The 16064-nt window shown below is 63.2% G+C and carries 12 protein-coding genes; 4 read left to right on the top strand and 8 right to left on the bottom strand.

Annotated features, from left to right (window positions below; genetic code table 11):
- The 3 genes from H5T60_03160 to H5T60_03150 all read right to left on the bottom strand — a co-directional run.
- A partial coding sequence (locus tag H5T60_03160; protein ID MBC7241429.1) for an SDR family NAD(P)-dependent oxidoreductase occupies positions 1-581 on the bottom strand: 581 nt, incomplete at its 3' end.
- Positions 582-591: 10 nt separating this feature from the next.
- A complete protein-coding gene (asnS, locus tag H5T60_03155) occupies positions 592-1887 on the bottom strand; it encodes an asparagine--tRNA ligase (GenBank protein ID MBC7241428.1) in 1296 nt (431 codons plus the stop codon).
- 21 nt (positions 1888-1908) lie between these two features.
- A complete protein-coding gene (locus H5T60_03150; GenBank protein MBC7241427.1) occupies positions 1909-3297 on the bottom strand; it encodes an 8-oxoguanine deaminase in 1389 nt (462 codons plus the stop codon).
- 211 nt (positions 3298-3508) lie between these two features.
- Here H5T60_03150 and H5T60_03145 point away from each other — a divergent pair, with 211 nt between their 5' ends.
- Both H5T60_03145 and H5T60_03140 read left to right on the top strand, forming a co-directional pair.
- A complete protein-coding gene (locus H5T60_03145; protein MBC7241426.1) occupies positions 3509-4354 on the top strand; it encodes a DegV family protein in 846 nt (281 codons plus the stop codon).
- A gap of 47 nt (positions 4355-4401) precedes the next feature.
- Positions 4402-5529, top strand: a complete 1128-nt coding sequence (locus H5T60_03140) for a hypothetical protein (GenBank protein MBC7241425.1) — start codon at positions 4402-4404, stop codon at positions 5527-5529.
- A gap of 71 nt (positions 5530-5600) precedes the next feature.
- Here H5T60_03140 and H5T60_03135 read toward each other — a convergent pair whose 3' ends face one another.
- From H5T60_03135 to H5T60_03125, 3 genes are read right to left on the bottom strand one after another with little or no spacing between them, the layout of a single operon-like run.
- A complete protein-coding gene (locus tag H5T60_03135; protein MBC7241424.1) occupies positions 5601-8006 on the bottom strand; it encodes a xanthine dehydrogenase family protein in 2406 nt (801 codons plus the stop codon).
- The gene (locus H5T60_03130) at positions 8003-8494 is read right to left on the bottom strand and encodes a (2Fe-2S)-binding protein (protein ID MBC7241423.1); all 492 of its coding nucleotides are present in this window, start codon (positions 8492-8494) and stop codon (positions 8003-8005) included. The genes H5T60_03135 and H5T60_03130 overlap by 4 nt, the downstream gene beginning before the upstream one ends.
- Positions 8494-9369, bottom strand: coding sequence for an FAD binding domain-containing protein (locus H5T60_03125; protein MBC7241422.1), 876 nt, complete (start codon positions 9367-9369; stop codon positions 8494-8496). Before H5T60_03125 ends, H5T60_03130 begins: the two co-directional genes overlap by 1 nt.
- Positions 9370-9633: 264 nt before the next feature.
- Between H5T60_03125 and H5T60_03120 the strand changes: the two genes are divergently transcribed.
- A complete protein-coding gene (locus H5T60_03120; protein MBC7241421.1) occupies positions 9634-10017 on the top strand; it encodes a DUF302 domain-containing protein in 384 nt (127 codons plus the stop codon).
- Between the two features lie 38 nt (positions 10018-10055).
- Here H5T60_03120 and H5T60_03115 read toward each other — a convergent pair whose 3' ends face one another.
- Positions 10056-11228 (bottom strand): saccharopine dehydrogenase NADP-binding domain-containing protein, encoded by a 1173-nt coding sequence (locus H5T60_03115; GenBank protein ID MBC7241420.1) that lies wholly within the window; start codon positions 11226-11228, stop codon positions 10056-10058.
- 156 nt (positions 11229-11384) lie between these two features.
- Between H5T60_03115 and malQ the strand changes: the two genes are divergently transcribed.
- A complete protein-coding gene (malQ, locus tag H5T60_03110; protein MBC7241419.1) occupies positions 11385-12929 on the top strand; it encodes a 4-alpha-glucanotransferase in 1545 nt (514 codons plus the stop codon).
- A 1-nt stretch (position 12930) separates the two neighbouring features.
- On the opposite strand, the gene H5T60_03105 is transcribed toward malQ, so the two are convergent.
- The gene (locus tag H5T60_03105) at positions 12931-15879 is read right to left on the bottom strand and encodes a PAS domain S-box protein (protein MBC7241418.1); all 2949 of its coding nucleotides are present in this window, start codon (positions 15877-15879) and stop codon (positions 12931-12933) included.
- Positions 15880-16064: the final 185 nt, after the last annotated feature.

Genomic DNA, 16064 nt, shown 5'->3' with positions numbered 1-16064 from the left:
GTCAGCATCAGGGTGGGCGCCACCGCGTTGGTCAGGATCTCCCATGGGCCAAACTCCTTGGCCCATGCCCGCGTCAGCCCGACCAGCGCGGATTTGGCGGCCGCATAATGGGACATGCGCGGGGCACCCATCAACGCCCCACGCGAGGTGATGTTCACGATGCGCCCCCAGCCGGCCGCCTTCATCCCTGGCACACAGGCCTGCGCGGCATGCACCGCTCCCTTCACCACGATGGCGTACATGCGATCTAGGCTGGCGGTGGACATCTCCTCAAAGTCCACTTCGCCCTCAAAGGCGATGGCGTTGTTCACCAGCACCTGCACCGGCTTGCCCCATGCGTCTTTCACCCTGGCGACCAGCGCCTGCATGGAGCCGGCATCGCTCACGTCCGCCCGCATCACCAGCGCACGTCCGCCGGCCTGCTCCACCAGATGCGCGGTCTCTTCAGCGGCCTCCGCATGCGAGAAATAGTCCACCACTACCCAGGCCCCCTCGCGGGCAAACAGGCCGGCGGTGACACGTCCCAACCCACGGGAACTGCCGGTGACCAGCACGACCTTCTCAGCTAGGCCGAGGTCCATAGCAAACCTCCTACGGATAAATGCGCTCCAGCATGCGCGGGAAGGGGATAGCTTCCCGCAGGTGATGGATGCCAGTGAGCCAGCTCACGGTGCGCTCTACACCCAGTCCAAAGCCGGCATGGGGGACAGTGCCGTACTTCCGCAGATCGAGGTACCACTCATAGGCCTCGCGCGGCAGATTGTGCTCGCGGATGCGCTGTTCCAGCAGTTCGCAATCGGCGATGCGCTCGCCACCGCCGATAATTTCCCCATATCCTTCCGGCGCCAGCAGGTCAACCGAGCGGCAGACCTCCGGCCGGCCAGGCTCCGGCTGCATGTAAAACGCCTTGCACTGCGTCGGATAATGATGCACGAAGACGGGCTTCTCGAACTGATCGCTGATAGCCGTCTCATGCGGCGCGCCGAAATCCTCGCCCCACTGAAAGTCGAAGCCCTGTTTGCGCAGAAGCTCCACCGCTTCATCGTAGCTCAGGCGCGGGAACGGAGGCTCCACCTTCGCCAGCCGGCTGATGTCCCGCTCCAGCACTTCCAGCTCCCTGGCCCGGCGTTCCAGCACCCGCTGGACAATATAGCTCACGAACTGCTCCTCCACTTCCATGAGATCATACAGGTCGCAGAAGGCGATCTCCGGTTCCACCATCCAGAACTCGGTCAAGTGCCGGCGGGTTTTCGACTTCTCAGCGCGGAAGGTCGGGCCAAAGCAGTACACCCTGCCAAAGGCCATAATGGTGGCCTCATTGTACAACTGCCCGCTCTGGGTGAGGTACGCCGGCTCCCCGAAGTAATCGGTCTCGAACAGCGTGGTAGTGCCCTCGCAGGCCGCCGGCGTCAGGATGGGCGTGTCCATATTCACGAACCCATGCGAATCCAGCCAGTCGCGGATCGCCCGGATGACCTCCACCCGCACCATCAGGATAGCGTGCTGGCGTTTGGTGCGGATCCACAGGTGCCGGTTAGCCATCAGAAACTCGACGCCGTGCTCCTTGAGGGCGATGGGATAATCCTGCACGAGCTGGATAATCTCGATGTTCGTGATGCCCAGCTCATAGCCGCCCGGCGCACGCGGATCCGCCCGCACAATGCCGTTCACTACCACAGAGGACTCCTGCGTCAGCGAAGCGGCGCGCTCGAACACCTCCGCCGGCAGTTCTTTCTGGAACGCCACTGCCTGAATGAACCCTGTGCCGTCGCGGATGACCAGAAACTGCAGTTTGCCCTTGTCGGTGCGGTTGTACACCCAGCCCTTCAGGGTGACTTCCTGCCCCACATAGTCAGCGATGTCGCGAATGTAGACCCACTTCGTCATGGATGTGCCTTCCTCCTTGAATCAGCATTTGTTCTCCACCAACCGCCTCGCCAGCTCGTTCTGGCGGGCGATGAACCGCTCCAGGTCCAGCGTCAACAGCCGGCCGCCCTCCACCACAACCCGACCCTGTATCACCGACAGGTCACAGCGGCGCGGCGCGCAGAGGAGCAGGGCGCACATGGCGTCATGCGCGCCGGCGTACTCCAGCGTGTCCAGGCGGAAGCCGACGAAATCCGCCGCCTTCCCCACCTCCAGCGAACCGATATCATCCCGGCCCAGCACTCTGGCACCGCCCAGCGTGGCCATCTCCAGGGCCTCCTCCACCGTAAGCCCATCAGCACCAAACTGGACGCGCTGCAACAGCATGGCCATGCGTGCTTCCAGGAGCATATGGCCGCCGTCGTTGCTGGCAGAACCGTCCACCGCCAGACCGACCTTCACGCCGGCGTCCAGCATCTGCCGCACCGGCGCGATGCCGGACCCCAAGCGCATATTGGAGGTCGGACAGTGCGCCACACCAGTGCCGGTCGCCGCCAGCCGGCGGATCTCCGCCTCATTCACATGCACCACATGGGCGAACCAGACGTCCTGCCCCAGCCAGCCCAGCGATTCCATATACGCCACCGGACGCATGCCGAAGCGCTCCAGACAGAACTGTTCCTCGTCGCGCGTTTCTGCCACATGCGTATGCAGGGTGATGCCGTGCCGGCGCGCCCATTCCGCCGTCTGGCGCATCAGCGCCGGCGTCACGGAGAACGGCGAACAGGGCGCCGCCACAACCCGCAACATGGAATACGGCGCCGGGTCGTGATAGCGCTGGACCGCCTCTTCCAGGTCCCGCAGGATATGCTCCTCGTCCTCGACGATCTCATCCGGCGGAAGCCCGCCCTGGGATTTGCCCAGCGACATGCCGCCGCGGCAGGGATGAAAGCGCACCCCAATTTCCCGGGTGGCCTGGATGGTCGCCCCGATATCCACATCGTTGGGGTACACATACAGGTGGTCGCTGACGGTCGTACAGCCGGTCAGCACCAGCTCCGCCAGCCCGATGACGGCGCTGATATAGGCCGCCTCGTTGTCCATGCGCGCCCACAGCGGATAGAGATACACCAGCCAGTCGAACAGCTTGGCATGTTCCACTGCCGGCAGGGCCCGGGTCAGCGTCTGATACAAATGGTGGTGCGTGTTGACCATGCCGGGGACGATGACCATGTCCCGCGCCTCAATGACCCGATCCGCCGACGCCGGCAGGTCATCCGTCGGGCCGATAGCCTCGATCACATGATCCCGCACCAGGATGGCGCCGTCCGGAATGCGCCGGCGCGCCGGGTCCATGGTGATAATTTCCGCCGCATGTCGCACTAACAGCGTGGGCACGGTTCCAGCCTCCCCTGCAGATAGCGCAAACATAACATGAAAGCATGGCCCTGTCAAACCTCCGCCGGCGCCGGCGGCTGGGATAATTTGACAGACCGCGCGCGACCGGTTATGATTACCGGTGTTTCACCCTTGTAGAGCAGGCCCCACGGATCCCTCACTGCCCTGCGGCATGCTCTATGTCTGACGATCGTGATACCTGGCTGTTCCTCCGCCGCCCAACAGTATCTTTAAGGAGGTCAGTGTGATCCGAATCATCACCGATACGTTATCTGGCTTAAGCCCCCAGTGGGCCGCCGAGCACGGCATCCCCCTCATCCCGCAGGTGATTTATTTCGGCGAGGAATCCTTTCTGGAAATTCAGGAGATGAGCATCGAGGAATTTATCCGCCGGCTCAAATCCTCCAGCGTCCTCCCCCGTACCGCCGCCCCACCCCCCGGCCTGTTCATCAAAGCCTTCGAAGAGCTGGACGCCGCGCACAATACCATCCTCTGCATCCACCCCACAGCCGAGCTGTCGGGCACCGTCCGCTCCGCCCAGATCGCCAAGGCTGAGGCATTCCCCAACGCCGACATCCGCATCATTGACACGCGCACCATCGGCGCTCAGCTTGGCGTGCTGGTGCAGATGGCGGATAGCTGGGTACGGGAGGGGCTGGATGCGGACACCATCGTGCGCCGGCTGGAGGAGCTGATCCCCCGCCTGCGCACCTATTTCCTGGTGGATACGCTGGAGTACCTTCAGCGCGGCGGCCGGATCGGCGGAGCCGCGGCCCTGGTGGGCCAGCTCCTGCAGATCAAACCCATCCTCACCATCCGCGACGGGAAAGTGGACGTTTATGCTCGCGAGCGCACCAAGAAGCGTGGACTGGAGCGCTTCCGCGAGATCATCCTTGAAGAAATGGACTTGAGCTTCTCGCCCTGTCTGGTGATTCAACACTGCGACGCCCGCCAGGAGGCGGAGGAGCTGGTCTCTTTCTTCCGAGAGCGCCTTGGCCGGCAGGATATTCCCTTGTTCGACGTTGTGCCAGCGATCGCCACCCACGCCGGCCCGGGAACCCTGGGCGCCAGCTTCTTCGCCAAACCCTGACCTTGGTTTCCCATATCCACGTGATTCTGGAACGAGGAGAGACTCCGATGGTGGAAATTGTGAAGATCGATACGGGGAATAAGGCTGATGTGAAACGCTTTATCCAGGTGAACGTCAGCCTGTACAAGGGGTGCCCGTACTGGGTGCCGCCCCTGCCGGGAGACCAGGAGTTTTATCTGGACCGCCGGCGCAACCCGTTTTTCGAACACTCCGATGCCGACTTCTTCATCGCCGTGAAGGACGGGCGCGATGTCGGCCGCATCGCAGTGTTGGAAAACCGCCGGCATAACGAGCACAAGCACGAACGCACTGCCTACTGGTACTTCTTCGACTCCATTGACGACCTTGAAGTGTCGCGCGCCCTGTTCCAGGCCGCGGAGGATTGGGCGCGCGCCCGCGGGCTGAACCAGATGCTGGGGCCAAAGGGCTTCATCCCCTTCGACGCCTTCGGCGTCCTCATCCAGGGCTTTGATGCCCTGCCGGCGATGGGCGGCCTGTACAACTACCCCTATTATGACAAGCTCGTCACCAACATGGGCTATCAGCGCTTCGTGGATATCACCTCCTGGTACATGGACGCCGAGACGATGGATGTCTCGCCGCGCATCTATGAGCTGGCGGAGAAGGTGAAAAAGCACCGCGGCATCACTATCAAAACCTTCCGCAGTAAGAACGAAATCCGCCAGATGGCCAACGCCATCATGCAGGTCTACAACGACACCTTCGTCAACAACTGGGAATATGTGCCGGTCACCCAGAGCGAAATGAAAGCCATCCTGGACCGCATGCTCCCCATCGTCCGGCCGGAGCTCATCAAACTGGCCATGAAAGGGGACGAAATCATCGGCTTCCTGTTCGGCTTCCCGAACATTAATGAGGCCATTCAGCAGATCGGCGGCCGGCTGTGGCCCTTCGGCTTCATCAAGCTACTGCGAGCGCTGAAAACCACCCGGCGTATTGACCTGAACGGCATGGGCATCCTCCCCAAGCACCAGGGCGGCGGCGCCAATGCTGTGCTCTATGCCGAAATGGCCCGCACCATCAAGGACAACAAGTTCCAGTTCGCCGAACTGGTGCAGGTCGAGGCCGGCAACGAGAAGATGCAGGCGGAGGTCAAGGCGCTGGGGGCCATTTTGTACAAGATCCACCGCGTCTACACCAAACAGCTCGACTGAGCCTCTCTTTCTGGCAAAGCAAAACGGGCAAAGGAACGTTCCCTTGCCCGTTCTTTCATCCCGCTCAACCCTTACAGCTCACACTTGGCCCGCTCGCAGACACCAATCTGGCAGACTGTGGTCACGGTATCCTTGAGGTCGTAGCCCAGCAGGACGCGCTCCAGGTTCGCCGGCAGGTGGCGGATACGCCGGCCGGTAGCATGGTAGATAGCATTGAGGATGGCCGGCGCAGTCGGCACCATGGACGGCTCTGCCACGTTCTTGGCGCCGAAGGGACCGAAGGGAAGCTCGCTCTCCACAAACTCCACTGTGACGATCGGCATATCCGCGGCCGTCGGGATGAGATAAGTATCGAAGTTCGGGTTCTGGATATATCCCTTGTCGAACTCCACCCTTTCCATCAGCGCGTAGCCGAGGCCCTGCGAGATGCCGCCGACGATCTGGCCGCGAATGCCCTGGGGGAAGACCACCTTGCCCACGTCGTGCACGGCGTAGATATTCAGCACCTTGGTCACGCCGGTGCGGCGGTCCACCTCCACCTCGGCCACCTGCGCGCCGAAGTGGTAGGCCACGTAGGGCACGCCGCGTCCCTGGGCGAACGACCAGTGGATGCGCGGCATCTCCCAGCGCGCTTTCGCCGAGAGCGGGATATGATGGGCCCGGGCATAGGCGATGATCTCATCCAGGCTTACCCGCCGGCCGCCCGGCCCATGGAACACCTCGCCTTCCTGACGCACTTCCGGCACCATGCAGTCCATCATCATGGCCGCCGTCTCGTACAACTGCGTCAACAGCCGCATCGCCGCCAGGCGGGTAGCATTGCCGCCTAAAATGGTGGAGCGCGAGGCGACGGTGGGGCCGCATTCATGCACCACGTCAGTATCACACGGCATCCACTGGAAGCGTTCCACCGGCAGGCCGAGCACTTCCGCGGCGATGAGACAGAACACCGTGCGCGAGCCCTGACCGTAATCGGTCAGACCGGTGAGTATCTCAAACGTATTCCCCTCGCCCAGCCGGATGGTATGCTCGGCAAAGTCCAGGCCTTCCGCACCCAGGGAAATGCCGTGGAAGAAGGATGCGACCCCGATGCCGCGGCGGATCTCCTGGTTCGCCGGCTGGCGGCTGTACTCGGCGCGCTTGCGGTCCCAGTCAGAAATCTTCCGCACCCGCTCCAGGCACTGCTTCAGGCCCACCGAGTATTCCAGCTTCTGCCCGAACGGCAGGGTATCCCCCAGTTCGACGCAGTTCTTCAGCCGGAAATCCATGGGATCCATGCCGCACATCTCGGCCAGCTCATCAATTGCCTGTTCGGAAGCCGCCGTCACCTCGGTGTTGCCAAAACCGCGGAAGGCGCCTGAGTAGCCGTTATTGGTGTAGACGCAACTGATATCCACATGGCAGTCCTCGTAGCGGTACGGCCCCATGGCATGGATGGTGGCGCGCCAGCTCGTGAAGGGGGTCATGGAGGCATAGGCGCCGGAATCCGCCCAGCATTCGATCTTGGCGGCGCGCAGCCGGCCGTCCTTCGTCGCCCCGAGGCGGTAATGCATCTCCATGGCGTCCCGCTTATACGAGGCGATCATGGATTCCTCACGGCTGGTCACCAGCTTGACCGGCCGGCCCGACTTGATGGCCAGCATCGCCGCCTGCGCGGCTGTCTCATACACCATATCGGATTTACCGCCGAAGGCGCCGCCGATGTGCGGGGACTGGATGACCCGCACCTTGCCCGGCATGCCCAGCGTCATGACCAGGTTGCTGAGCGTGATAAAGGGGCTCTGATCGCCAACGTACACCGTTACCCCGCCGTCGGCGGTCGGCACCGCCAGCGCCGCCTCGGTCTCCAGATAGGCGTGCTCCTGGTGCGGCACGCTGTAGACGGCATCCAACACCACGTCACATTCTGGCAGTTTGGCCAACGGATCGCCCTGCCGGACAATCAGGGTCTCCGAAAGGTTCCCCTTCCCATGTACCTCGATGAATTCCGCATTTTCCAGCTCTCCGCTGGTGGTCTCTTCCGCCTCGGCCTTGGCCAGCTCTTCATGTAGGATAGGGGCATCCGGCTGGAGCGCTTCATGGACATCGAAGACCGCCGGCAGTTCCTTCAGCTCGAGCACAATGGCGCGCAGGCCGGCCTCCGCCGCATCCTCCGTCTCCGCCGCCACAGCCGCAATCGGGTCCCCCACATAGCGCACCTTCTTATAGGCCAGCATGTAATCATCTTTGACCGGGAAGCCCCAGTTGCTGTGGTCCACGAAATCCTCGCTGGTGATGGCGGCGACAACGCCCGGCACCTTCAACGCCGGCGTCACATCCAGCTTCACGATCTCCGCATGCGGCACCGGACTGCGCAGGACCTTGGCGACCAGCATGCCGGGGATCTTGAGGTCATGGGTGTAGCGCGCCATGCCCAGCACTTTCTCCAGCGCGTCGACACGGCGAGTGGGTTTGCCCAGGGATTTCAGCTCGCTCATGCAAGTCCCTCCTTCCCGGGAAGGCCGGCCCGGCGCAGTACCGTCATCTGGATGGCCTCCACGATCTGCTGATAGCCAGTACACCGGCACAGGTTACCGGAGATGCCCTCCACAATTTGCTCGCGGGTGGGATAGCCGTGCTTGCGCAGTAAAGCCGTGGCCGCCACCACCATGCCAGGTGTGCAGAAGCCGCATTGGATGGCGCCGGCCTCGATGAAAGCCTCCTGCAGATCGTTAGGGCCGCCGTCCGGGCCGCGAATGCCCTCGATGGTGATGACCTGCCGGCCCTCCACCTGCGGGGCCAGGACCAGACAGGAGTTGACCACTTCCCCATCCAGAATGACGGAGCAGGCGCCGCATTCGCCAATCTCGCACCCGCACTTCGTCCCCGTCAGGTCCAGATAGTCCCTGAGCAGATGCAGGAGGGTGATATCCGGTGGCGCATCCACCACGGTGGGTTTGCCGTTCAGCGTGAAGCGAATTTCCATTATCTCACCTCCGGCAGTCCGAACACTTTGCGCAGTGCCCGTTCGATGAGCGCCGGCAGTGCCAGCTCCTTGTACGGCGTGGACCAGCGCCGGCCGGTGATGGCGACCATCTGTGCCGCGCCGGCCTGGCCGGCCTTCCGCACCAGCTCCTCCGTCGGGACCTCCCCCAGCATCACCGCCTCCGCCTGGTCAAATCGCTGGGTTTGCGGCGTGCAGGCGCCAGGCACAATGCGCACCTCCGCCACGCGGCCATCCGCGTCCAACCAGCCCAGACAGGCCAGGCTCAGGCGAGAGATGGACTGCACCTGCCGCCGGCCAATCTTGAAGAAGGCCATGCGGGCTTGTGCCGGCGGGATAGGGATGACGAAATCACGAATCACGCTGGCGGCCGGCAGGCTGGTGCGGTTGGGGCCCACCACCACATCCTTGACCGGCATGGTCATCTCCCCATCCTTCGTCACGATGCGCGCCACCGCCTCCAGGCAGACCAGGGCCGGCAGGGTATCGGCGCAAGCCGCGGCATTGGCCACATTACCGCCAATGGTGCCGCGATTGCGAATCTGCGGGGAGCCGATGGAATGACAGGCATCCGCCAGGAGGGGAAGATACCGCTGAATGAGGGGATATTCCACGATCTCCGCATGGGTCACCGCCGCCCCGACCACAATGGCTCCATCCTGCTGGGAGATGGAACGCATTTCGGGAACCTGGCTGATGTCCACCAGGCGGTCCCAATGCACTTCGCCCTTATGGCGCAGGACCATGAGGTCGGTGCCGCCGGCCAGCAGTCGGGAGACATGGGTGGGGTCACTGAGGAACGCAACCGCTTCCGCACAGGATGTTGCTCGCACATAATCAAAGTGCTTGATGCTCAAGGACGGCCCTCCTTTCCCAGACATGAGGCTACCCTGGCAAATAGAACACCTATGAGGTCATATGCAGTATACCACAAGCCCCTTACTTGTCAAATTCCCTTTTCGCTTGCGCGGTAACACTTAAGGATGCATCCCGACATACCCGGGGTAACAGCCGGCTCAGAGGCGACCGCCGCCCGAATGCCCCGCTTGACATTTTCGCCTGATTGTGCCATTATATACCCATACCCCGTAGTAGTAGGACGTACTGCCGGAGGAGTGACCATGATCGAACAAACGGACCTGGCTGCGCGCCTGACCCTGCATCTGCCCTTCGATGCCGCCCTGCGCCGCGTCAAAGAAGCGCTCAAAGCCCAAGGCTTCGGGGTGATGAGCGAGATTGACGTCCAGCAGGCGATGCGCGAAAAACTCGACGTGGATTTCCGCCGCTATGTCATCCTGGGGGTGTGCAATCCTCCCCTCGCCCATCGCGCTTTTTCCATCAACCTAGAGGCCGGCCTCCTCCTTCCCTGCAACGTCATCGTCTATGAGGACGGCGGCGCCGTCCAGGTATCCATCGCTGACCCGCTGGCCATGGCGCGCTTGATGGACCACCCGGATTTCCGGGCTCTGGCCGCGAGGCCCGCGCCAAACTGCTGGAGGCGCTAAAGACGTTGGAGCAGAGCGCGGCATAGGCGGGCGCCGGCTCAACCTATCTCCCAGCGTTCCAGCACGCGTATCCCCCGCTCCGCCAGGCCGGCGAGAAAATCCTCCGTCGGGACAGCGATCTCCGCCGGCCTGGCGCCCGGTGCTATCTTCCGGCGCGCGATCAACGTCATCGCCAGCGCCGCCGGGAACCCCGTCGCCCGTTCCATGGCGGTGAACCCCGTCATCGGGTCATAGAATTCCATCAGCTCAAAGGTTACCGCGGCGCGCCGGCCGGCTTTCTCCCCACTGCACCGCACCCGCATCACCACCAGATCCTCGGGATCGTCCGGGAAGTGGATCAGCGGCTTCAGCATGGCGAAGAGGAACTGCCGGGGCACAATGCGCTGTCCATGGAACTCGATCGGCTCCTCGCTGAACAGCCCCAACTCGCGATATGCGACGAACATCTGACAGTGGCCGGGATAGCGCACCGTCTTGTTCTGCATGTGCTGAACCCTGCCTTCGAACGTCCAGGGGAGGGTGGAGATCCCGCCCCCGGTGATAAACGCCTCTGCCTTCCCCACAGGCGGAGGGAATTCGATCTCCTCCAGTTCGGTCAGGCAGGGAATCCGTGTCCGCCGGCCGCCGCGCAGCACGACGCAGTCGCCGGCATACTCATTAATCAACCCCTCTATGCTGAACACCAGCTTATACCGGAACGGCCCGCGCGGATGGACCGGCAGTCCGCCGTCCCAGGAATCCACCCGCTCACAGCGGTCGAGCTGGCGGATGCCGTGCGCGATGAGCACGTTGCCCATGCCCGGCATAAAGCCGCAGTCGGGCAGGATGGTCACGCCGGCACGTCGGGCTTCCTCATCCATGGCCAACTGCTGGAGCACAATATCGGTATTGCCGCCCAGGTCGCAGAGGCTGGTGCCGGCGGCGATGGCCGCCCGCGTGATGCCCAGGTTGAAGCGATAGGGCACGGCGCTGAGCGCAACCGTGTAACCGGCCATGGCGTGCGGAAGGGCCTTTTCATCGCTCACATCCAGCGCCGCGGCGCGCGCCACCTGCCGGCCGGCCAGGCGGTTGACCCGCTCGGCAGAAGACCGTGCGATGTGGATATCCCGATCCGCCAGCGTGATCTCGTCGGCCTCCCCGCGCACAGCCAGGTCATAAGCCGCCGCTGTGCCCTGCATGCCGGCTCCCAGAACCAGATAACGATACCCCATGGCAGTTCCCCTCCTCTGCAGTGTCAGATGCATGCCAGGCCTATTATACAACATCACATCGCTCAGCCCATATTCCCCCTTCTTCCCGCTAGGTGGTATAATCCACCGCAGGTGACCGGCCATCTCTTCGACCTGATTTTGTCCCGGAGGAACATTATGCGCACTGCCAGAGCCAGCGGGTTACTGCTTCACCCCACTTCCCTGCCGGGGAGGTTCGGCATCGGCGACCTCGGCCCGGAAGCCTACCGCTTCGTGGAGTTCCTGCAGGCCGCCGGCCAGACCCTCTGGCAGATCCTGCCGCTGGGACCGACCGGTTACGGCGATTCCCCATATCAGTGCTTCTCCGCCTTCGCCGGCAACCCCCTGCTCATCTCCCCCGAGCTCCTGGTAGAAGATGGCCTGCTTGACAAGGAAGCGCTGGAGCAGGCGCCGGCGTTCCCCGAACAGCGGGTGGACTACCCGGCCGTGGAACGCTGGAAAAGCGCCATCCTGCGGCAGGCGGCGGCGCGGTTCTTCCTGGAAAAACCATATCCGGCCTACCACGAATTCGAAGCCTGGTGCGAGCAGGAGGCCGGCTGGCTGGAGGACTTCGCCCTTTTCATGGCGCTGAAGGAAGCCCACAACGGCGCCCCCTGGACCGAATGGGCATCGGAATTGGCGCGCCGGCATCCCCCCGCGCTCCAGCGCGCCCGCCAGGACCTCCAGGGCGCCCTGCGCGTGCACCGGTTCACCCAGTTCATCTTCTTCCGCCAGTGGAAGGCCCTGCGCGAACACGCCAACGCGCGCCGCGTGCGCATCATCGGGGACATCCCCATTTTCGTCGCTCATAATTCCGCCGACGTCTGGGCCCACCCGGAGCTGTTCTTCCTTGACGAAGCCGGCCAGCCGACGGTAGTGGCCGGCGTGCCCCCCGATTACTTCAGCCCGACCGGCCAGCGCTGGGGCAATCCGCTCTACCGCTGGGAGCGCATGGCCGAGGACGGCTACGCATGGTGGGTCCAGCGCGTGCGCAAAACGCTGGAATTGGTGGACATGGTGCGCATTGACCACTTTCGGGGATTTGAGGCGTACTGGGAGGTGCCGGCGGAGGAGGAAACAGCCATCAACGGCCGCTGGGTGCCTGGTCCGGGGATGGCCTTTTTCCAGGCCCTGGAAGCCCAGTTGGGCAAACTGCCTATTATCGCGGAGGATCTGGGGATCATCACGCTGGCGGTGGAGCAGATGCGCGATGCCTGCGGATTCCCCGGCATGAAAATCCTGCAGTTCGCCTTCGGCAGTGGGCCGGATAATCCCTATCTCCCGCACAATTACACCACGCCGCATTGTGTGGTGTACACGGGCACGCACGATAACGACACCACCGCCGGCTGGTTCGCGCAGATCCCGCCGGCGGAACGGGCGTATGTCCTCCGCTACCTGCATTCCGACGGCAGGGAAATTCACTGGGACATGATCCGGCTGGCCATGCTCTCCATCGCTGAGATGGCAGTGTTTCCGGTGCAGGACGTGCTGGGGCTGGGGAGCGAGGCGCGCATGAACATGCCCGGCCGGCCGCACGGCAACTGGGCCTGGCGCTGTCCGGCCGGCGCGCTCACCGAGGCCGTGGCCGGCCGGCTCCGCCAATTGACACAGGATTACGGCCGGTACGCGCCGGCCGAAGCCAGCAGCGCGGAGGAACAGCCGGGCAGTTCTGCCGGCTGAATCAATGGAGCCGGCCGTCCAGCACCGCGCGCACCCGGCGCGCCAACTGCGCGGTGGTGAACGGCTTGGACAAGAAGGCCGCCTGGCCGGCGGCTACTTCCTCTGCCGCCAGACGGTCGTCGGCATAGCCGGAGATGAAAAGGACCCGCAGGCCGGCCTGCCGGCCCATCAGCTCACGCGCCAGCCAGGGTCCGCTCTTGCCGGGCAGAACCACGTCTGCAATCAGCAAATCCATCGGATGCTCCAGCCCGGCCGCGATCTCCAGCGCCTCCTCCGCGCTCTCGGCAGTGACGACGTGATAGCCCAATTTCCGCAAGGCGCTCTGCGCGAGCAGACGAATCTCCGGCTCATCCTCGACCAGGAGGATGGTCTCGGTGCCGGCAAGCTCCTGCAAATCCGCGTCCCTGTTCTCCTGGGGCACCGCCGGCCGTTCCCTCACCAGCGCCGGCAGATATATCTTGAAGGTCGTGCCGCGCCCGACCTCGCTGTAGACATTGATGATGCCGCCGTACTGATGCACAATGCCGTACACGGTGGAGAGGCCCAGCCCGGAGCCGTCCGGTTTCGTCGTAAAGAAAGGCTCAAACACGTGTTCCAGCACCTCAGGCGTCATGCCAACACCCGTGTCCGTGACCGCCAGCAGGACATAGTCTCCCGGTCGGGCATCCGGATTGCGCCGGCAGTACTCCTCATCCAGGTAGACATTGGTGGTGGAGAGGTACACCCGGCCGCCCTGCGGCATAGCGTCCCGCGCGTTCACCAGCAGATTGAGCAGTACCTGCTCCAACTGCGATTGGTCCGCCATCACAGGGTGCAGAAGCGGGTCAAGCTGGACCTCGAAGTGGATATCCTCACCCAGAAGCCGCTCATACATGGGCTGTAGGGACAGGATCAGGTCGTTCAGACTGACGGCCTGCGGCAGGGCGATATCCCGCTTGCTCACCATCAACAACTGACGGGTGAGCTTGGCGGCACGCAGGGAGGACTGCAGTATCACCTGAAGCTCCCGATAGCCGGGCATGCCCTCGTGCAACTGCATCAGGCCCAGCTCCGCGTTGCCAATGATGGCGGTGAGCAGATTGTTGAAATCGTGGGCGATGCCGCCGGCCAGCCGGCCTACCGCCTCCATCTTCTGCGCACGCAGGAACTGCGCCTCCAGTTGTTTGCGATCGGTGATGTCCCGCATGATGCCCTCGGCCTCGACCACGCGGCCGTCCTCCACGACCGGGGCAATGTTGATCTCTGCATCGCGCTCTTTCCCATCCCTGCAGAGCAGTTTCACCTGAAGCCCTTCCACCGGCTTTCCGCCCCAGACCTGGATCATGCAGTCCTGGGCCGCCGGCCGGGAATCCTCGGCGATACAGCTCCACCAGGGCTGACCGATGATGGTCACGGTGTTGTAGCCCGTGATGCGCTCGAAGGCCGGCGAGACATACTGGAAGCGCTCCTCCCGGTCCAAGGTAAAAATGGCATCCAGGCTCTGCTCGGCGATGCGCCGGAAGCGCGCCTCGCTCTGCCGCAGTGCCTCGGCCATGCGCTTGCGCTCGATGGCCAGTGCCACCTGCTCCGCCACATATGCCAGCATGGGCAGGTCGGTGTCACGAATGGCAAACTCATCGCCATAATCCTGCAGCACCATCGCTCCCAGCACCCCGGCCTCGCCGCGCAAGGGGATACCCGCCCAGACCTTAGGGGCCGGACCGACCACCTGCGCCTCGCCGGCCGTAATTAGCCGCTCGATGTCCGCGGTGCGCAGGAGCATCGCCCGCTCCTCCCGGATCACCCGCCCTGTGAGGGTTTTACCAGCCGGCATCGGCACCCTGGAGGTCTGCACATCACTGAAGTAGGCCAGCGACACCTGGTCCCTGTCCATATCGTACAGCGCGACGAAGAAATTATCCGCCGGCACCAGCGCTTTCAGCGCCGCCTGCACCACACCGAAGAATTCCTCCAGGCTCCCGGTCGTATGCACCGCCTCGGAGATACGGTAGACAAGCTGTTGCACGCGCTCTGCCGCACGGCGCCGCTCGATTTCCTCCTGGAGATGGCGCGTGCGGGCACGCAGTTGGAACCGTAGGAGCAGGCTGAAGCCGCCGGCCAGCGCGGCCGCACCGCCCAGCCCTACCAACAGCCAGACCGCCCAGCGGGGGAAGGCCGGCCCCTCCGCGCCGGCGATCCAGCGCGCCATAGACCGGTAGTACACCGAGTTACGGTCGGCCTTCATGGCAGATAGCCGGCGGTCAATCGCATCCAGCACATCCTGATGTTTGCCCTTGGTCGCGGCAAAGCGCAGTTCCGTCGGACAGCAGATGATATTACTGCGGACGACGTGGTATTCTTTCTCGTGCGCCCAGCCGTCCAGCCGCGCCATGATGCCGGCGTCCACCTTTCGCCCAGACACGGCTTCCAAAACCTGGTAATACTCATCCACATACTGCCACTGCACGGGGATATCGAAGCTCTCCAGCATGCGGGAGAATTCGATGGTGTAAATATCCTGGGGGACGCCGGCGATGACCTTACCGCGCAGGTCGAGGATGGAATTCACTCCTCCGCCCGGCACCGTGTACACCTGCCCCCAATTCGTCAGCACGGTCTCCTGGTTGAAATCATAGCGCTCGGTCCGTTCGGGCCGGTAGGCGATGGCCACCAGCAAGTCAATCTCCCCTGTTTCCAGCCGGCGCAGGCATTCCTCCCAGGTGCCGGCCACATACACGAGATGCCACCCTTCCCGGCGCGCAATCTCTTCCAAGATATCAATGTAAAAACCCTGCACCTGCCCATTTTCGTCCACGAACGCCAGGGGATGATTCTGATAGACGCCCACGCGCAGGATGCGCGCCGGCTCCACGCTGGCAAAGGAAGCGGGTAACAGGGCCGGCGGTAGGAAGAGAGAAACCGCCATCAGTCCCAGGAGTAAACCCCACAGCCACAGGCCGGCGCGTTTCATCGTATCAGCTCCCCGTATCGTTGCAGAGAATATCGCCCATATCGCACTTTGCTTTTACATTATACCACGAAAATTTGCATTGCACTCTCTCTTTCGCAACGAAGCCCGCCATCGTCCTCCTCGTCGGTGTGATTGCCCTGCTGGCCAATTCTGCTATAATGTATCTGGATAATATCATTTTTCAG

It is taken from the genome of Anaerolineae bacterium (assembly GCA_014360855.1).
Lineage (GTDB): Bacteria > Chloroflexota > Anaerolineae > JACIWP01 > JACIWP01 > JACIWP01.
Note: the sequence above shows the minus strand (reverse complement) of the source record. Positions and strands in the feature narration are given on the sequence as shown.